The organism is Micromonospora sp. NPDC047620, assembly GCF_043205005.1.
Lineage (GTDB): Bacteria > Actinomycetota > Actinomycetes > Mycobacteriales > Micromonosporaceae > Micromonospora.
Genome location: NZ_JBIDDG010000018.1, coordinates 81,471 through 102,316, shown reverse-complemented (window position 1 = coordinate 102,316; position 20,846 = coordinate 81,471). Strand labels below are relative to the sequence as shown.

General features: G+C 71.7%; 6 protein-coding genes. 5 read left to right on the top strand and 1 reads right to left on the bottom strand.

The genetic code is table 11. The annotated features are described in order from the left end of the window. Nucleotides 1-155: 155 nt before the first annotated feature. From ACGF5C_RS22410 to ACGF5C_RS22390, 5 genes are all read left to right on the top strand, one after another. A complete protein-coding gene (locus tag ACGF5C_RS22410) occupies nucleotides 156-6,089 on the top strand; it encodes an RHS repeat-associated core domain-containing protein (RefSeq protein ID WP_393304434.1) in 5,934 nt (1,977 codons plus the stop codon). Between the two features lie 35 nt (nucleotides 6,090-6,124). Further along, complete coding sequence (locus ACGF5C_RS22405) at nucleotides 6,125-10,957, top strand: LamG-like jellyroll fold domain-containing protein (RefSeq protein WP_393304433.1); 4,833 nt, start codon at nucleotides 6,125-6,127, stop codon at nucleotides 10,955-10,957. A gap of 184 nt (nucleotides 10,958-11,141) precedes the next feature. Beyond that, nucleotides 11,142-12,188, top strand: a complete 1,047-nt coding sequence (locus ACGF5C_RS22400; RefSeq protein WP_393304431.1) for an RICIN domain-containing protein — start codon at nucleotides 11,142-11,144, stop codon at nucleotides 12,186-12,188. A gap of 284 nt (nucleotides 12,189-12,472) precedes the next feature. After that, a complete protein-coding gene (locus ACGF5C_RS22395) occupies nucleotides 12,473-13,093 on the top strand; it encodes a hypothetical protein (RefSeq protein ID WP_393304429.1) in 621 nt (206 codons plus the stop codon). A 184-nt stretch (nucleotides 13,094-13,277) separates the two neighbouring features. Next, a complete protein-coding gene (locus tag ACGF5C_RS22390) occupies nucleotides 13,278-14,285 on the top strand; it encodes a LuxR C-terminal-related transcriptional regulator (RefSeq protein WP_393304427.1) in 1,008 nt (335 codons plus the stop codon). A gap of 142 nt (nucleotides 14,286-14,427) precedes the next feature. Here the strand turns inward: ACGF5C_RS22390 and ACGF5C_RS22385 are convergent, their stop codons facing one another. After that, complete coding sequence (locus ACGF5C_RS22385) at nucleotides 14,428-20,739, bottom strand: RHS repeat-associated core domain-containing protein (RefSeq protein ID WP_393304425.1); 6,312 nt, start codon at nucleotides 20,737-20,739, stop codon at nucleotides 14,428-14,430. Nucleotides 20,740-20,846: the final 107 nt, after the last annotated feature.

The following is a 20,846-nucleotide window of genomic DNA, read 5'->3' as shown; positions in this document are numbered from 1 at the left end:
ATCGGTCAATGCGCGGGCGGCGCGACCGTAGTCGCGCAGGACCTTCCAGTTCGTTTGCAGAGCTGGCGGTGTACGCCCTGATGTACGCAGGTGCCTGACGCTGAGCCCGACCCGTCGTACGACGGGTCGGGCTCAGTCGTCGCGGAGGGGTTCGGATGCGTGTTGTTCGTACGGGGCTGCTCGTCGCGGCGCTGGTCGCCGCCACGGTGACGGTGCCCGGGGCGCGGGACGGCCAGGCGGCCGGGCGGGAACGGCCGGGCCCGCTGGTGGCCGTCGCCCCGCGGGGCGAGGACATCTCGCAGAAGCTGGCCGTGCGCAAGGCTCCTGCGATCACGTGGCCGGAGGCCACCCGAGTCGAGGTACGCCGGACCGCCGCGAGCAGCAGGGCCGGTGCGCTGCCGCTGTGGGTGAGCGCCGCCGACGGCGGGGCCGGCACCGTGACCGTCGAGGTCGCCGACCGGGCCGCCACCGCCAAGGCTCAGGTACGCGGGATGGTGGTCCGGGTCCGGCACGCACCGGCCGCCGGCGCGAAGCCGGGGCGCTCGAAGCTGGAGCTGGACTACTCGGGATTCCGGGCCGCGTACGGCGGCGACTATGCCACCCGGCTGCGACTGGTCAGGCTGCCGGACTGCGCGCTGACCGCCGGTCCCGCCTGCGGCCGGGCGCAGCCGGTCGCCTCGGCCAACAACCACCGCGCCGCCCGCGTCACGGCGCAGGTCACCGACGGGACGTACGCGTTGACCGCCGCGCCGGGCGGGGCGGCCGGCAGTTTCAAGCCGACCTCGTTGACCCCGTCGGCGACCTGGCAGGTGGGGTTGCAGTCCGGCGACTTCAGCTGGTCGTACCCGATGCGCACCCCGCAGTTGCCCGGCGGCGCGCCGGTGCTCGCCCTGGACTACTCCTCGGCGCGGGTCGACGGCCGGACGGCGGCGACCAACAACCAGCCGTCCTGGGTGGGGGAGGGCTTCGAGTCGCAGCCGGGGTTCATCGAACGGTCCTACCAGCCGTGCGCGGACGACGGCCAGGCCGGGATCGGCGACCTGTGCTGGGCGTCCAACGCCGCCGGCAAGCCGGTGCAGAGCGCTACCGTGTCGCTGCCCGGCCTCAACAGCGAGCTGGTCCGGGACGACGCCACCGGCACCTGGCGGGCCGAGCAGGACGGCGGCTGGCGGGCCGACCTGCTCACCGGGGCGGCCAACGGCGACGAGGGCGACGCCCCGTCCGGCACCGCGCCCGGGGACCGGGGCGAGTACTGGAGGCTGACCTCGCCGGACGGCACGCAGTTCTTCTTCGGCCGCAACCGGATGCCGGGCTGGACGGACGGTGCGGCGGAGACCGACTCCGCGTTCACCGTGCCGGTCTACGGCAACCACGTCGGCGAGCCGTGCCACGGGGCGTCCTTCGCCGTCTCGTGGTGCCAGCAGGCGTACCGCTGGAACCTGGATTTCGTGGTGACCCCGCACGGCGACGTCACCGCCTACCACTACGAGCGGGAGACCAACTCGTACGGCCGCAACGGCTCGCCGTCGGCGGTCACCCCGTACGTCCGCGCCGGCAACGTGCGGCGGATCGAGTACGGCCTGCGGCTCGGCTCGGTCTACAGCGCGCCAGCCGCGGCGCGGGTGGTGTTCACCTCGGCCGAACGGTGCCTGCCCGGTTCGGCCTGCCAGCAGTCCGGGCCGGCCGACTACCCGGACACCCCGCTGGACCAGGCGTGCGGGTCGACGTCGTGCCCGACGCTCGCGCCGACGTTCTGGACGACCCGCCGGCTGGCGAAGGTCACCACCCAGGTCGACGACGGCGGCTACCGCGACGTCGACTCGTGGACGTTCACCCACACGTTCCCCTCTCCGCAGGACGGCGAGGCGCCGACCCTGTGGCTGGAGTCGATCGCCCACACCGGGCACGCCGGCGGCACCGCCGCAATGCCGTTGGTCCGTTTCGATCCGGCGACCACGCCCCAGGGGGAGGGCACCCCGAACCGGATCGACACCAAGGGCGACAGCCAGCCGGCGATGCGCAAGTTCCGGTTGGGCCGGATCAGCAACGAGACCGGGGGCAGCACCAGCCTCCTCTACACCGCGACCGACTGCCAGCCGGGGAGCCTGCCCGTCCCGGACCGCAACACCGCCCGCTGCTACCCGGCCTACTGGGCGCACGACCTGGAGACCCCGACGATCGACTGGTTTGCCAAGTACGTCGTCAGCCGGGTCACCGAGACCGACCGGGTGGGCGGGGACAGCGACAAACCGAAGATCACCGAGTACGAGTACCTGGACGGCGGCGCCTGGCACCACGACGACGCCGAACTGGTGCCCGACGCGTTCAAGTCGTGGGGGCAGTGGCGCGGCTACCAGAAGGTGCGGGTGCGTACCGGCGACGGCGTGGACGGACCCCGCACCCTCACCGAGCACCTCTTCCTGCGCGGCATGGACGGCGACCGCAACGCCGACGGTTCGACCAAGAGCGTCACCACCGACAGCATCAGGGACGAGTCACCGCTGCGCGGGTTCGCCAGGTGGAGCACCGTGTACGACGGTGACGGGCCGAACGCGGCGGTGGTGTCGCGTACCGTCGCCGCGCCGGTGCAGCTCCCGGTGACCGCCGAGCGGGTCCGGGACGCCGGGCCGCTGCGCGCCCGGGTGACCGAGGTCCGCTCCGTCACCACGACGACCACGGTTCCCGGCGGTGCCCGGACGACGGAACAGCGGTACGGCTACAACGGCCACGGCCTCGTCGCCGAGCGCCACGACCTGGGCGACACCGCGGACCCCGGCGACGACACCTGCGTCCGGACCAGCTACGCCGTCAACGACGCCGCCTGGATCGTCAACGCCCGCTCCCGCGAGGTGACGGTCGCCGGCGACTGCGCCGGCACCGAGGTCCTCGCCGAGCATCGCTACTCGTACGACGGCAACTCCTGGGACACGGCGCCGACAACCGGCGACGTGACCGAGGTGCAGGAGGGCACCGAAACCGGGTACGTCACGACCCAACGGACGACCGTGGACGCGCACGGCCGCCCGATCGAGCAGCGGGACGCCTCGGGTGATCTCACCCGTACCGCCTACACCCCGGGTGTCGGTGGCCCGCTCGCCGCGACCACCGTCACCAATCCCGCCGGGCATGTCACCACCACCAGCTTCCATCCCCTGCTCGGCCAGCCGGTCACCGTGGTCGACGCCAACGGCGCCAGCAGCACCAGCGGATACGACCCACTCGGTCGGCTGACGTCGGTCTGGCTGCCCGGCCGGGCCACCACCGCCACCCCCAACCGCCGCTACACGTATCTGGTCCGCGACACCGCCGCCAGCGCGGTGACCAGCCAGGAGCTGATCGGCAGCGGCAACACCTACCGCACCAGCGTCGAACTGTTCGACGGGTTCCTGCGGTCCCGGCAGGTCCAGCAGCCGGCGCCGGGCGGCGGCCGGATCCTCACCGATACGCGGTACGACTCCCACGGCCGGATCGCCTCCACCACCGCGCCCCGCTACGACGCGGGCACGCCGGGCACCGGCCTGGTCGCCCAGCCTGCCGCCGTGCCGGCGCAGACCCGGTTCGGCTACGACGGCGCGGGCCGGCAGAGCGCGGAGGTGCTCTACTCCGGCGGTGTCGAGAAATGGCGGACCACGACCCACCACGACGGGGACCGCACGTCCGTGGACCCGCCGACCGGGGGCACGGCGACGCAGGAGATCCGCGACGCCCGGGGGCACCCGGTGGAGCTGCGGCAGTTCCTCGGTGGCGCACCCACCGGCGACCACCGGAGCACCCGGTACACCTACACCCGGCTCGGGCAACTCGCGACGGTCACCGACCACGCCGGCAACGTGTGGCGCTATCACTACGACCGGCGGGGCCGGCAGACGCGCAGCGAGACGCCGGACGCCGGGGTGCGGACGAGCACCTACGACGACGAGGGGCGGATCGTCACCAGCACCGATGGAAACGGCCGGACCCTGACGACCTCCTATGACGCGCTGGGCCGCCGGACGGGCCTGCGGGAGGGTGGCACCCTGCTCGCCGGCTGGACGTACGACACCGCGGCCAACGGCAAGGGCAGGCCGGCCACCACCACCCGCCACGCCGCCACCGGCGACATCGTCACCGCCGTCACCGGGTACGACCCACGCGGCCGGATAACCGGTACCGCCGTCACCGTCGCCGAGCCCGGGCTCGCCGGCACCTACCAGACGAGCCACGTCTATTACGAGGACAACCAGCCCTACACGTCGACCCTGACGCTGCCCGCCGCCGCCAGCGGCGGCCTGGCCGCCACCGAGACCCTGCGCTACGGCTACGACACCACCGGCCGGCCGACCACGCTGTCCAACGGGTATGTCACCGCCACCACCTACGAGAAGACCGGCGAGCCGAAGAGCTACACCCTCGGCGCAGCCGGCCGGCAGGTGATCCGGACGTTCAGCTACGACCCGGCGACGAGACGGCTCACCCGGGCCACCACCGCGCGGGAGGGACAATCCCCGGCCGGGGACGTCTCCTACGACTACGACCAGGTCGGCAACGTCACGCGGATCGCCGACGCCGCCGGTGCGGACACGCAGTGCCTGCGCTACGACGGGCTGCGGCGGCTGACCGAGGCGTGGACGCCGGCGGCCGGCGGCTGTGCGGTCGCCCCGATCGTCGCCGGGCTCGGCGGCCCCGCAGCCTACTGGGACCAGTGGACGTTCGACGCCGCGGGCAACCGGGCTGTCGAGACCCGCCGGAGCGCGGCCGGCGACAGGACCCGCACCTACCAGTACCCGGCGCCCGGCGCCGCCCAGCCGCACACCCTGCGCTCCGTGACGGTCGAGGAGCCGGACGGCGGCCGCCGCACCGACACGTACACCTACGACACGGACGGCCGTCTGCTGACCCGCAACGACCAGCGCCTCGAGTGGGACGCCGAGGGGCGGCTGGCCTCGGTGACCGAGGCCGGGAAGACGTCGTCGTTCGGCTACGACGCGGAGGGCAACCGGGTGCTGCGTCGGGACTCCGCCGGCACGACCCTGTACCTCGGGGACACCGAGCTGCACCGCGCTCCCGACGGCCAGATCACCGGCACCCGCTACTACCGGCACAACGGCGAGATCGTGGCGATACGTCGGGGCGGCGCGCTCAGCTGGGCCGTCGGTGACCACCACGGCACCGCCGACACGCAGATCAGCGCCGTCGACCTGTCCGTCACCCGGCGGTGGCTCACCCCGTACGGGCAGCGCCGGGACGCCGCCTCCCCCGCCGGCTGGGCCGGTGACCGGGGCTTCGTCGGCGGCACCGTCGATGCCGACTCCGGGCTGGTCCACCTCGGCGCCCGTGACTACGACCCGGAGATCGGCTCGTTCGTCTCGCTCGATCCGGTGACCGACACCGGGGATCCGCAGCAGATCGGCGGATACGCCTACGGCAGCCACAACCCCACCACCTTCAGCGACCCGGACGGCCTCAAGACCGTCAAGGTCCACCCGGGGACCGTCATCAACCGGATCCTCACGGGTGCGGTGAACAACGCCCGGGCGGCCCTCGACAGGGCCGGTCCCTCCTCGGCGCGCGTCGAGTGGGGGTCCTGGCCGTTGAACGGTTGGCGCCCGCTGAAGGACGTCGTGATGGGCGTCGGGCCGAAGAAGAACCGGTCGTCGGACGCCGCGAAGCCCAAGCGCGGCAGCGGCACGTCCCGTACGACCAAGAAGCCGGTACCGGCGAAGGTGGACATCGACTGGGGGTTCGAGGCCGGCGGCGATGTCATCACCTGGGAGGACCGCGTCGGCGGGGGCGGCGGCGACTGGCACGACGACGACTACTACGACTACGACCCGTACGACTACGACACGCCGGTGGTCCAGTACCAGGAGCGACCCTGCGTCGGCTGGAACCAGTGCCTGACGCCGCGACCGATCGACCAGAGCATCGTGTGGGAGTCCGCGGCGGGAGCGGAGTGGGGTTCGGCGATCCGCGGTGTGCCCGCCGTGCGCCCGGCGCTGCCCGTGCGCTGGAATCTGTCGCCGTGGTGGGGTGGCTCCGGGTCCCGCCCGGCCCTGCCGGGTGAGCAGCCGGCGCCGTCGCTGCCGTCGATCATCTGGCGGCTGTCGTGACCGTCCGCTGGGGCAGACCGCTCACGGCAACGCTGGTGGCAGGCACCCTGGCGGCCAGCCTGCTCACCCTGCCCGGCTCGTTCACCGCCTCGACGGCCGTCCTGACGACGGAGCCGGCGACCACCCCTGACGCGCCGGTCCCCGCCAGCGTGCAGGCCGCCCGGAGTGGCCGCCGGGTGGAACTGACCGACCGGACCACCCCGACGACGCGGATCTTCGCCAACCCGAACGGCAGCTTCACGGCCGAGATCAGTCACGGGCCACAGCGGATACGCCGGGACGGCGGATGGGTGCCCCTGGACACCCGGTTGCGGGCCCGCCCCGATGGCGCGGTCGTCCCGGTCGCCGCCGCCGATCTGGTGCTCTCCGGCGGTGGGCGAGCGCCGATGGCCCGGTTGACCACCGAGGGAGGCTCGGTGGAACTGGGCTGGCCCACCCGGTTGCCCCGGCCGGTGCTGGACGCGGACACGGCCACCTATCCGGAGGTGTTGCCCGGCGTCGACCTGCGAGTCACTGCCACCCCGACCGGCTTCGCCGAGATGCTCGTGGTCAAGACGGCGGCAGCAGCACGCCACCCCGCTCTGGCGCGGATCTCGTTCGGCCTGCGGACCCGTGGCCTGACCGTGCGACGCAACGCCGCCGGGGGCGTCGAGTTGACCGATCGGCGGGGCCGTCCGGTCCTCAGCTCGGGCACCGCCTGGATGTGGGATTCCACCGACGTCGGGGCTGACGCCCGCCCCGGTCGACGCACCCGGTACGCGCCCATGGGCCTGACGGTCGCCGCCGGACGGCTGACCCTGACCCCCGACACGGCCCTGCTCGCCGACCCACGGATCCGCTTCCCGCTGTACCTCGATCCGGACTTCACCGGCTATCGGGAGCACTGGCTGATGGTGGAGAAGGACCTGCCGAACCACGGTTGGTGGGACCATGCCCAGTTCCAGGCCCAGGTGGGCCGGGACCCGCGGGAGTCCACCACCGACCGGTTCCGGTCCTACTTCGAGATGAACGTCTCCGCCGTGGCGGGCAAGGTCATCGAGACGGCACAGTTCCGCCCCTACGAGTCGTGGGCGTACTCGTGCACCCCCGAACCGGTGCACCTGTACCAGACCGGTGCGATCACGGCCAGCATGACCTGGAACACGGCGCCGCCGCTGCTCGTCGAGCGCAGACTCGACACGGTGAGCGCCGCGAAGGGCGGTGAGGACGGCGCAAGCCCCTGCCTCGAAGCGGCGGGCCACCTCGAACTCGACGCCACCGCCGCGGTGACGCAGGCGGCGGCAGCCCGGACCCGCACCATCACCCTCGCGCTCGCATCCGACGAGACGGCGGGAGCGAACGGGGCGAAGCAGTTCGATCCCGCGGAGACGAAACTGTTCGTGACCTACAACACCGTGCCGGAGGTCCCGGAACTGTCCGGTTGCGTCGACGACTCGATGGGTTTCGTCCCCAACCCGACTCCGACCCTGACCGCGATGCCCATCGACGCCGACCGGGACGTCCAGTTGTTCGGGGCGACGTTCCAGTGGGCGACCAGCGCCGGGCAGGTGCTCGGCGAAAGATCCACAGAACTGGCCGACCCCGGCACGCCGGCGCACGTCCGGATCACCACCCCCCTGACCGAGGGCGAGAGCTACCTCTGGCGGGCCAGGACGGTGGATTCGAAGACGGCGGGCCCGTGGAGCGCGTGGTGCCGCTTCACCATCGACACCCGCCCACCGGCCACCGTCCCTGCCGTCACCTCGGCAGCCTTCCCCGAAGACCAGCGGAGCGGCCGGCAGTACGAGGCCGGCGAGGTGTGGCTCAGCGCCAACGGCGACCCGGATGTCGTCGGGTTCAGCTACTCCGTCAACGGCTACGAGCAACCCCAGGTGCCCGCGGTCGACGGGCAGTCGCGGGTGCGGGTCGTGCCCACCCAACCATCCGACAACACCCTGGTCGTCGCCAGCGTGGACCGGGCCGGCCAGCGGGGACCCGAGCGTGTCTACTCGTTCCAGACCGAGCCGCTCAGCGAGGCCGTGGCCAGCTGGCAGATGGAGGACTACGGCCAGGTGGCCTGGGACAACACTCTCGGATTGCACGACGCGACGCTGACCGGGGCGGCGACGTTCGGCCCGGGCCGCGGCTCTGGCGGCCTCGTGCTCGACGGGTCGGAGCAGACCTTCGCCGCGACGACCGGGCCCGTCGTGCGCACCGACGACAGCTTCACCGCGATGGCCTGGGTCAAGCTGGCCGATGACAGTGACTGGGCCACGGTACTGAGCCAGGCCGGCGAACGACACCCCGGGTTCGCGCTGAAGTACAGCAGTTGGCCGCGCGCCTGGGTGTTCGAGATGGCGGCGGAGGACGCCACCACCGAGCAGGTGGCGGCCGGTCAGGCAAGCTCCACGCAACTCACCCCGCAGGTCGGCGTCTGGACCCATCTCACCGGCGTCTACGACCACGCCGCCGGGCAGTTGCGGCTCTACGTCAACGGCCGGCTCGCGGGCATCGCCGCCCACCGCAGCGGCTGGAACGCCGTGGGACGAGCGGCCATCGGCACCACCTCCTGGCACGGCTTCCATCCGGATCGGTGGAAAGGCGCCCTGGACGACGTGCGGCTGTTCGACCGCACCGTCAACGAGGCGGAGATCCGCGACCGGATGACACCCGAACCGTGGGGCCCTCAGGCCCGGTGGCACTTCGAGGAGACCGAGGGGCGTACTGCCACCGACGAGACCGGCAACGGGCACATCCTGACCCTGTCCGGCTCCGGCGCGTCCTGGTCAACGGGCCGCAACGGCGGCGGGCTTCGCCTGGACGGCGGCGGTGGCTACGCGTACACCGCCGGTCCGGTGCTGCGCACCGACCAGAGCTTCTCCGCCGCCGCCTGGGTGCACCTCGACGACAGCGCGGAGTTCGCCACGGTCCTCAGCCAGAACGGCACCATGTTCAGCGGTTTCACCCTGCGGTACGACCCCTGGGCGCGGCGGTGGGCGTTCGCCATGCCGAGCACCGACAGCGGCGACGGTGGAGCGTGGCCGACCGTGTACTCCCTCACCGAACCCGAGGTGGGGGTGTGGACCCACCTGACCGGGGTGTACGACCAGGAAGCCGGACAGTTGCGGCTCTACGTCAACGGCGCGCTCACCGGAGCCGTCGCGCACCACGGCACCTGGAACGCCACCGGGCAGACCCTGGTGGGCATGGGCCGCAACCGGGGCTGGCCGGTGGAGTGGTTTCCCGGAACGATCGACGAACCGGTGCTCCAGCAGGGCGCGCTGAGCCTCGGGCAGATCCGCGAGTTGATCGGTGACAACCTGGAGGGCTCCGGCGGTGAGTGGGACTTCGACCTGCCCGGGCCCTCAGTGCCGGACCAGTCGGGAAACAAGCACCGGCTGACCGTCGGTCCGGAGGTGGACCGCGACGCCGCCGGCCATGGCCGCGGCAAGGGTCTCGGCTTCAACGGCGCCGGTGGGTACGCCGCCACGGCCGGTCCCGTCATCCGCACCACCAGCAGCTTCACCATCGTCGGCTGGGTGAAACTGGACGACACCGGTGGCCGGCGGGCCGTGGTCAGCCAACAGGGCGACCACAGCAGCGGATTCAGCCTGGAGTACAGCGCCGACCGTAACCGCTGGATATTCGCGGTTCCGTACGACGACGCGCTGCTGCCCACGATGGACCGGGTCTCGATGGCGGTCTCGGACGGTGCGCCGCAGCGCGGCGCGTGGACCCACCTGGCCGGTGTCTACGACGCGCCGGCGAGCGAGTTGCGCCTCTACGTCAATGGCCGGTTGAGCACGAACCGGGGGACGAAGGTGACCCCGTGGCCGGCGAGGGGATCCCTCCAGGTGGGGCGGGCGTGGTGGAACGGTGGGTGGCAGGCGTCGTGGAACGGCGTCGTGGATCAGCTCCGGGTCCTTGACCGGGCCGCGGTCGCGGAGGAGATCCGGGCCATCTCGGGGATCGCCGCCCCGCCGCCGCCCGGCCCGCTGCGACTGTTCGCCCCGTACGCCAACCTGTGCCTCGGGGAGAAAAGCGGCGACGACAGCGGTGCCCTGCTGCTCACCGGGTGCGCCGGCTCGATCCCCGACATGTCGGTGGTAACCGCGGGCGACGATCTCTACCGGATCACCACCGACCATCCCGTCTACGGGCGCGGCTGCACCCGTGTCGCCGACAACTCCACGCAGGTCGGGGCGAGAATCGAGGACGACTACTGTGCGACGGGGGCGGGGCAGACCCGGTTCCGGCTGATACCGGTTTACGGCACCGTGTTACGCGGGCATCTCCTGCAGGCCGAGCACAGCGGTCTCTGCGTCGGGATTGCCGGCAACGTGGCGACCCCCGGCGCGCCGGCCGTGCAGCTCACCTGCGATCCGACCGCCCCCGGCCAGGTCTTCGAGCTGCAACGCGTACCGGACGATGGCGTGCCCGCCCCCGGTGCCACCCAGATCCGGTCGGCCAACTCGGGCCTCTGCGTCGGCGAGGTGCCCGCAGATCCGAACCACCTGCTGCAGCAGAGCGCGTGCGGCACGGCATCGCCACCGCTGCGCGTCGAAGCCGCCGGGAACGGCCGGTACCTCATCAAGGCGGATCACCCGGTCCACGGAGTGGGCTGCACCCTCGTCCTGGACCCATCCACCACCGTGGGTAGCCCGGTGGCCGACGGCGCCTGCCCCGCCGACATGAGCAGGGCGCAGAAGTTCCGCCTCGAACCGGTCACCGCCCCGCTGGCCGGCTACCGGATCCGGCCCCTGCACAGCGGTCACTGTCTGGGCATCGCCGGCGGTTCGACAGCCGGTGGTGCCCGACTGGTGCAGCAGGCGTGCGACCCGGCGGCCCGGGGCCAGGTATTCCACTTCTCGAAGCCAGGTACGCCATGAGCGTGCAGTCTCGGCAGGCGCGGCGAGTGACGTCCTTGCCACGGATCGAAGCCGCGCCGGCTCGCGAGACCCTCCGCTCCGTCCAGCAGCGGGCGGCCGTGGTCGAGCCGGTCACCGGGAACTCTTGCTTTCGTGACCGGAGGGATCTTGCCCTAAGGCTGCCCTGCTGGGCAGGATGGCCTCTGTGGACACGGGGGGTGTGTGCCCGGAGACGGCACGCGACGTCGGCGAATTCGTCGGATTGATGCGGCAGCTCAGGGCGCGCTCCGGATACACCCTCCGGCAACTGGAAAAGCGGGCCGCTGCCGGGGGAGACGTGCTCCCGCGCAGCACCCTCGCCAACGTGCTGCACCGGAACGCGCTGCCACGGGCGGACGTTCTGGCCGCCTTCGTGCGGGCCTGTACGGGCGACGATGTGCAGGTGCAGACCTGGGCGGCTGCCCGGGATCGGCTGGCTGCCGCCCGGTTGGCGATGGCACCCGCTCCACCGCCGGTCGGGTCCGCGTCACCCGGGGCCGCGGACGGCGAGGTAGCCGATGCCCCAGCGCCGCCGGGCGACGAGCCGCGTGGTGCGGCGGCGACGCCGGACGGCCGATGGATGAGGGCAGTTGTCCGTTTGTCGCCGAAGGCGCGACGGCGGGCGGCCCATGGGGTGGTGACATTGCTCGTGCTCGCGCCGCTCGCCGGTGCTGCCCTCTTCTGGGACGACGTCGCGTCCGCACCGTCCGAGGCCGCGCCGTCGGCCGGTCCCGAACGTCGTCTTGCTGCGCAGGAGAGCGTGGTGCAGATCCATCCGGCTGGCGCGCCACAACTCTGCGTGACCGAGGGACGTGAACGTACGGGGCGGCACGACGACTCGGTCGCTGTGCAGCGCCCGTGTGCCGAGGTCACGTCACCGCTTACCATCCTCGCGCCGGTAGGCGACGGCTTGTATCACATCAAATGGGACCATCCTCAGCACGGCGTCGGCTGCCTGACCGTGATCCAGGGCGGTCCCGCGGCAGGAATGCTGGAACCGTGGGCCGACTGCGTCGCGGGAGGGCCGGCGCAACGCTTCCACGTCGAGCCTGTCGCCGGCCCGGTCAGCGGGTGGCGGCTGCAGCCCGAGGGGCTCGACGCCTGTCTGGGCGTGCGCGGCACCGGAACCGCTACCGGCCGGGAGGTCGTGCAGTCGCCCTGCACCGGCGCCGAGGATCAGACGTTCTTGATCGACGTGCTGGCACCGGCCTGACAACTCCCCAGAACCTTGAACTGTCGGTCGAGGGCGCTCGCAGTGGGGCCGATCCACAGCTTCGGGGTCAGCAGGCCGAGGGTTTGGCCACCGCCGCCGCCCGGCGGCAGCGTCTGTGCGACCAGGGCACGTCACGGTCCCGCAGCGCCAGTCGGGCGGCCGGACCCGGATCGCCGCGGCACGACCGCGGCAGCCGGGCCGAACTGCGGGTAGCCGTGTGCCGGCAGCCCCGCCCAAGCCGCCCCTGGGAGGATGGACCGGTGGACGGTGATCTTTCTGTGGCGGTGGCAGGCCTTCAGGAGGCGTTCGCCCGGTACCCGCGCAGGGCAGTGCTCGAAGGCTGCCCGCACTGCCGAGGGCCGGTGCCGGTCGACGATCACGACCTGTTCTCTTTGACCATCAGCCTCGGCAACACGGTCGGCAACCGTGACGACCTGAAGAGTCTGCTGCCCCTGCTGCTGGAGCGCATGGTCAGCTCCACCGAACTCGACCCGGCGATCGTGTTGGGCAAGCTGCCTCGCGAGCAGTGGCGCACCTGGCCCGAAGCCGAGCAGGGCGCTGTCGACGGCTACCTGGATGCGGTGTGGCGGTCGTTGCTGGCGACGTACCCGTCGCAGGTCGGTTCGGTTCCCGACCCGGCCACCTTCCTGGACGCGGTCGTGGCCGGCGGGGAGAGCGTCGAGCGGTTCCTCGATGCCTGGGACGTCACGCTCGGTTCGGCGGCGGATCGCCACCTGGCTGCCACGGTGAACGGGCTCAACTTCGCGGACCGGCGGTCGGCGGCGCTTGCCGGCTGGCTGCGCCGCGAGACGGTCCGCGACCGGCTGTATCGGGCGTTCGAGCGTGACCACGCCGTGTCCTGGGGTGACGACCTGGCGTGGGCCTACGACCTCGTCCGTATGTGACGACACGCCATTTCAGATCCATGTCCAAGGACGGACGACTTTCCATTGGTACCCCCGCCACCGGGCGTGCGGCGTGAAGGCCGAGCAGCCAAGCCAGGGGCCAGTGAGACGCCGTACTAACCTCTCCCCTCAGCGTGGTGGCGCTGGGGGAGGGGGAGAAGCGTTGATGCTTGCGGAAGTCGGCGTGGACGAGACATGTGAGCTGGTCTACCGGGCTGCCCTTCAGCGCCCGGTGTGGAGTCTGGAGCAACTCCGCGACGCCGTGGACCAGCCGGCGGCGAAGGTCGACGTGGCGGTGCGGCGTCTGGTGGATATCGGACTGCTCCGGCGGCCCCACGCCGAGCAGATCCGGCCGGTGAACCCGGCCGTCGGGTTCGCGCCGCTGCTGTCGTACGCCGAGGCACGGCTCGCCCGGCGGACGCGAGCGGTGGAGCTGACCCGGGCAGCCGTCGCGGAGATGTCGGCCAGCTTCCGGGCCAGCCCCGCGCCACTGCACGACGTCGAACTGCTCGACGACCGGGACGCCTGGCTGTGCGTGGAGGAGATCGCGGCGAAGGCGACGACGAGCATCCAGTGCCTGGCTGCCGCCGGAGCGGTGCCGGGGCTGGAGACCAGCACCGACTACGACCCGGCGTACCGGCTGGCGGAGTTCGCCGCCGCGCGTGGGATCCAGGTACAGCTGATCCTGCTGGACAGCATCGTCAACGACCCGCGGCTGGCCGCCGGCGCCCGGCGGGTTCATGACAACGGCGTGGAGGTCCGAACCACCCCGACCCTGCCGGTCTGGACGTTCGTCGTCGATGACCGGTACGTCGTGATGGCCATCGACCCGGCGGACCACCAGCGGGGCGTCATCCGGGTGTCCCACCCGGGTCTCGTGGCGGCCACCGCCGACCTGTTCGGCCGGCACTGGCTCTCCGCGGTGCCGATCGAACTGCAGGCCGCCCAGCCGCCGGGCGAGTTGACCCGGCAGCAGCGGCACCTGCTCCAACTGCTCGCGGCGGGCGCCAAGGACGAGAGCATCGCCCGGCAGTTCAGCGTCTCCGCCCGCACCGTCCGGCGGATGATCGCCGACCTGGCCGACCGGATCGGCGCGACCAGCCGTTTCGAACTCGGCGTCCAGGCGGTACGCCTCGGCTGGCTCGACGACACACCCCAGCCGGCACCGGGCACCGACCCGTTCCACGCCTGAGCCGCCAATGGCGAACCCGCCGGCTGCCACGAGGCAACTCGGCGGGTTCGCTACCTGTGCAAATACCGCTTAGCGGGTCAGGGTGTGATTGAGGAGACGGCAACTCGACCGCCGCCATGTGCAGCGGTCCGGCTGCCGTTTCCTACATCGGGCCACTGACGCAGTTCGGATGGCATCCGATGTTGTGCAACTCCCGCCGCGTCAGCCCGCTCGAACCGGATCCGCTGCTCGATGATGGACGACCGGACCTCCTCCAGGATGGTGACGGAGCCCGCACAGGACGGAAGGTCCGCATGGCAATCGAATGGAACCGCGGCTTGAGGCGCGAATTGGGCGGCTTGATGATCGACGGGGTGTACAGCGGCATGAGTGTCTCGTCCAGGGAGTCCTTGCAGAGGCCGTTCGGCTTGCTGAACAGCTTGCACCCCTCCCAGCTGGTGCTCCATACGCCCATGGGCAGGTTGTAGGTGGTTTCGACGCTGCGAACGAACGCCTTGGACTCACGGGCGAGTTCGTCCAGATTTGACCATTCCTCGGCGGCTGCCTGACGCTTGGCCTGCATCTCCGCCATCTCAGCGGAATAGCGCGACACATCGGAATGGTAGTTCTGGGAGAATTTGCCGGGGTTGAACGCGGCGCGCACGGCGTCGTCGGCGGCTTCGAGTTCCGCCTTCGCCACCTTGGCTGCTGTGATTGTGGGCTTCGTGAGTTTGGAAATCAGAGCGCCGGCACCACCAAATGCTGTGCTGAGGACGCCGATGAAGCAGTCACTCCCCTTGAGTTCGATGCATGACTTCCCAGTATCGAGCACACCGAAGGCAAATCCCGCAAGCCCGAGCCAACCGACCGGGGTGACCAACGACGCCACGAACAGGCCGGCAGAGATCAGGCCGGCGTTCTCCCAGATGAACTGACCGGATTTCTCAAGCCAGCCCGGCAGCAGTCCGGTCGGGTCGCTGAAGGTGACCGGGTTGGCGTTGCTGTACGAGTAGCCGTGCATCTGCTGCGGGTTGGTCAGGTCCATGATCGGGTCGACCGAGATGAACCGTCCGACCATCGGGTCGTACTCGCGGGCGCCGAGGTGCGTGAGGCCGGTCGACGAATCGAGTGTTCCCCCGACGAAGCCCTTCTCTCCCGCCCAACTCGACGGCTGGGCACCGCGCGGTCCGCCGTACGGCATGCTCTTGCGCGCGGTGGTCGCCGCGGTGACCGGGTCGAACGACAGGGTGTTCGTCCCGTGATGGTCGGCGAACTGGAAGGTCACCCTGCCGTCCGAGGTGCGTACCGCGGTGCCGCCGCCGACGTCGACGTACCGGGTCCCGCTCACCGTTCCGACGGAACGGTCCAGCCTCAGTTCGGTTTCCCCGAGGTAGACGGTCACCGCTGCCGGGTCGCGGCGGATGAGCCGGTTGCCGTCGGCGTCGTACACGAACTCGGTGACCTTGCCGGCCTCGGCCACCGAGGCGACGTGGCCCTCGGCGTCCCAGGTCAGGGTCTGGTCAGCGCCGCCGACCTGGCGTCGGGTCGTGTTGCCGGTGGCGTCGTAGGTGTAGCTGTCCGTGCCGGCGCCCGGCCCGGTGGTGACCACGCCCGAGAGACGGTGTGCTCCGGGTTTGCCGGCCTCCGGATAGCTGTACGCGCGCCGCACGTCCTTGGCCGGGTCCCCGCCGGTGTCGTGTCGCGTCTCCGTGAGCCGGTTACCGACCTTGTCGAAGGTGTACGAGTGCCAGTAGGGATCCGGGCCGCCGACAGCCGCACCGACGCCGGTCGCCGGCGCCCCGGCGCAGTCGTCGGTGGCGGTCCACGCCTCCGTCATCCGGCGCAGGTAGTCGTAGGCGAAGCATTGCACGTCGGCGGTGCCGCCGGCGGGGGTGTCCGCGATCCGGGTGACGTTGCCGGCCGGGTCGTAGGTGTAGTTGACATCCGCCACCTTCGACGGGTTCGCCTCCCGGTCGACCTGCGCTCGCACCAGCCTGCTGGTCGCGTCGTAGGCGTAGGTGCGCTGGGCGCGCTTGGTGCCGGTGGACAGGACGTGCCACAGCGGCTGGTTCAGCAGGGTGTAGGCCGTCTCGGTCAGGTAGCTGACGCCCAGCGTGGAGGAGACCGTCGTGGGCAGCCCGAGCTCGTTGTAGTGCCGCAGCACCCCCTCCGCCGGCAGTCCGCCGGCCGCCGGATAGGTGGTGGACTGCACCGTGCCGTCCAGGTTGTAGCGCTGACTCACCTGGTACGTGCCGGCCAGCACCCCCTCCGAGGCGGGAATGGTGACCCGGGTGGCGGTGGGACGATACCGGTCGTCGTAGCCGACCACCGCCGAGACGTAGGCGTTGCCGCCGGCCCAGCGGGTGGACGAGGTGAGCTGACCCTTGCCGTTGGTGAGCGTGTCGTAGACCCACTCGGCCACCTTTGGCCCGGTGGCCGAGCCGTCCCGCAGCGACGTCTTCCGGCCCAGGTCGTCGTAGGTGGTCGCGACGGTCCGACCCCGCGCGTCGGTGGTGCTGACCAGCCGACCGGCGTCGTCGTAGGCCAGCGTGGTGGCACCCCGGTCCGGATCGGACATGCTGGTCCTGCGGCCGCGCAGGTCGTAGCCGTACGTCCAGGTGTTGCCGGCCGGGTCGGTCACGCTCGCGAGGCGGTCGGCGTGGTCGTAGGCGTACCGGGTGACGTCGGCCGGACCGGTCGGGGATCCGCCGTGGTACTGGTGCAGCTCGACGGTCCTGCCCCGGGCGTCGACCACGGTGGTGGTGGCGGTGCCGCCGTCCGGCGGGTCGAGGCTGGTGCGGTCGCCGCCGTACGTGGTCGTGGTGCGCCACTTCTCCACGCCGTACGAGCGCAGGATGCTCGCGGTCTGCCGGCCGGCGCCGTCGTAGACGGTGACCGTCTGCGACGGGACCTGGTTGTCGGCGACCTGCCACACGGTGGTGGCCGGGGCGCCCGTGGCGTGGTACGTCGCGTTCGACCTCACCACCTGGCCCCGCGAGTCGTAGCCGGTGTCGGTGATCAGGCGCCCGCCACCGAGCGCCGGCGACTGGGTCTGCCGAGCCCGGAGCAGGCCGTCGAAGAGCGCGTAACCGGTGGCGTAGCTGCCGTCGTTGCGCAGCGTCTTCGTGGTGACCACCGACGGCCCGGTGCTGCTCACCGCGTAGTCGAACTCGGTGTTCGGCCCGAGCGACATCGACCGGCCGGGCAGCCAGACCTTGGTCAGCCGACCCAGCGGGTCGTATGCGGCAGTGGTGACCTTGTTGTTGGGGTCCGTCACCGTCTTCGGGGCGCCCCACGCGGGCTCGAGCTGGGTGGTGGTGACGTGTCCCAGCGGGTTGGTGACGGTGACAGCGGTGACCGGACCGCCGGTGGCCGGGGTGTAGCGGGTCGTGGTCAGCTTGCCCAGTACGTCGTAGCTGTCCAGTGGCCGGCCGTGGCTGTCGTAGCTGGTCCGCTCCGTGGTCAGGTACTGCGGCTGGCCGCCGGACCAGCCGGCGAGCTCCTCCACCTTGACCACGTCACCCTTGCTGGGCGGGGTGCCGTGCGGGGCCTGCGCGTCGTCGTAGTAGGTGCGCTCGTCGGAGATCAGGTCGCCGGGGTAGGCCGGGGTGGCGGTGCAGGCGGCGGAGACGGTCTCCTCCCGCGACACCGCGTCGAGCAACCAGGCGGTGGCGTTGCGGGCGTACCAGGTGCGGGTGCACCGGTCGTCGGCGGCCGTGCCGGTGTCGCCCAGGTCGCTGGCCTCGGTGACCAGGCCGTCGGCGTTGTAGGCGTACTTCGTCTCGGTGACGCGCTCGCCACCGGCCAGTGCGGTGCGGGTGCGGGACGCGGCGGTGTCGGTCATGAACGCCTCGAGCGTGCCCCACGGGCGGACCATCCGGGCGGTCGGCGCGTTGCCCTTGATCCAGCCGTCGGTGACCGTGCTGCTCACCTCGGCGCCACCGGGCCCGTCGAAGCTGATCGTCTCCCGGGCCAGGCCCGCCAACGCGCGGTGGTCGTCGACCCGCACACCGCGCGAGTCGGTGACCTTGACGTCCTTGGTGCCGCCGGCGGCGAGCCTGTCGCCGTCCATGCCCCGGAAGTAGCGGGTCTCGGTCTGCGAACGCTGCTCGCCGTCGGCCCCGCTGGTGACCCGAACCCGCCCGTAGCCGCGCCACTGCGACCAGGTCTTGTACTTCTCCTTGGTCAGCCCGTCATCGTCGTCGTGGTGCCAGGCCGCGCCGTCGAGGTACTCGTACCGGGTGACCAGGTCGGGCGAGGCGGGGTCTCGATCGTCGACGACGACCTGGGTGGCCAGGTACTTGTGGAACCAGTCCACGGTGGGGTTGGCCGCGCCGTCCGGGGTCCAGTAGCTGGGGAAGCAGCGCTTGGTGTTGGCGTCCGGGACCGGGGTCTGGCCGCGTACGCAGTCGGTGGCGGAGTAGGTCACCGAGGTGGTGCCGCCGGCCTCCGACACGATCGCGCTGATCCGCCATTTGATCATGGGCGCGATGCCCTCCAGGGCGTCGACCCGGTTGACCAACTGGGTGCCGTGGAAGACCAGCTCCGGCAGGGCCTCGCTACCACCGGCCCTGCCGGTGTGGGTGATGCCGGCAAGCCACAGGGCCGGGCTCGTCCCGTCTCCCGGCTTGAGCAGCTGGTGGCGCAGGGCCCACGTGTCCACGTCCCGGAAGGCGACCGCCGCGGTGTCCCAGACCTGGGTGGTGACCCCCGTCAACCGCTTGCGACTCCAGAACGTCGGGGAGAAGTTGTTGGTGCACGTGGCGCCGGCGTTGCAGTTCCGGTCGAACGGCACGTCGGGCCAGTACCTGGCGTTGGCCGAGTTGAGCTTCGACTCGGCACAGTCGAAGGTCGAGTCGGGCAGGCAACGCTCGGCGACGGTGAGGACCACCCGGGCCGGCGCGGTGCCGAACAGCGCATTCGAGCGCAGGCCGTAGTCGATCCGGGTGAGGTGGCCCCCACGGTGGTACGGCGTGCCGCTGGAGGCGGTCACGTTGCGTCCGTAGTGGTTGGTCTCCCGCCCGTACCAGTAGGTCATGGCGTTGCCGTGCGGGTCGACCACGTAGTCGAGGTTCCACCGCCACGCCTGCTGGCACCAGGAGGTGGCGAAGGTGGAGCCCCGGCACGGCTCGCCGGAGTGGTTACCGAAGACCGGAGCGGCCCAGGTGGAGTTCGTCTCCGCCTTGCCGCTGGCCCAGCCCGGCAGGCGGTTGAGGCCGAAGTGGTACTGGGTGCCGTCGACGGTGGTGACCCGCCAGTGCTCGCCGTCGTTGTCGCCGTTGGCGGTGGCCGCCGAGGTCAGCTTCTCCACCCGTGAGCCGTCGTCGGCCTTCGGTCGCCAGACGCCAGTCGTGTCGTCGCGGATCAGCTGGGTGGCCCGTCCCCCGAGGACCATGACGGCGTTGTCGTAGCCCCAGCACAGGTCGCCGGTCCTGGTGGTGTTGCTCGCCCCCGACCCCATGTCGTCGGCGCAGCCCTTGTAGCTGCGCTCGATGTATCCGGGCCAGAAGTCGAAGCCTTCACCGACCCACGAGGTCTGGTTGTTGGTCTGCGCTATCCGGCCGTCCACGCTCCCCGACGAGTAGCCGAGGGCGAGTTTCGGCACCAGGTCGCCCGCGACCTCGGGCGTCCGCATCGGGTACGACCAGGTGAAGTCGCCGGTCGAGGCGCCCGCCTGCCAGCTCGCGGACGGGGCCAGCGGGGTGGCCGTCCAGTCCCCCGCGCTGCTGTCGTCGTTCGCGGTCACCGCGAGGATCGTGGCGTCAGCGCCGGCCGGTTCGACGGTGACCTGCGCGGAGAGCCGCCGCGCCTGGAGGTTGTTGCGGGTGGGCAACGGCGTGGCCCGCTGGCAGGCGGGCAGCCGCGGTGTGGTGAGGACGCAGGCGGGCAGCCGCACCAGGCGCAGCCGCGCCGCGTAGTCACCGCCGTAGGCCCCGGCGAAGGCGGCGTAGTCGACGTCGAGCGTGACCTCGCCCGTACGGGTCTGCCCGTCGCGGCGCTCGACCCGCATGAGCAGGCCGGCTACCCCGGCCCGGTCCGCGGCTCCGCGGTCGTGCACCTCGACGAGTACCCGGCTCGGTGCTCCGGCCTGCTTGGCCTTGGCGGCTTCAGCTACCTGCCCCACCCAGACCGGAAGTGCCCCGGCACGGATCCGGGGCGACCGACCGTCGGCGAGGCGCGCCAGACCGGTGCCTTCGCCGGTCAGGTCGACCTCGGCGCTGCCGGCCTCCGGCCAGGAGACCTTCGGTGAAGTGGTGACCGCGTGCTGGGCGGTACGGTCGGGCAGGGTCTTGGCCCAGGCCGCCGGTGCGCCACCCTGAACCGAGCGACCCCGGTCGGGTCGCGGTGGATTCCACCGATCGTCCGGTGCCGCGTGCGCCGGTACGGCGACCGCCAGCGGCACCAGGACCAACCCGGCCAGGAGGGCCGCCCGCAGGCGCGCCCAGTCGCCAGGCGGGACTCTTCTTGTCCGCATTGGACGCTGACATCCTTTCGTGAGACCGGCATCCGGCCGGAACGTCGAGCGTTGCTTCAGGGCAGGCCGGCGCCGGCCGTGGCACGTGGTGCCGCGGCCCGCTCCGC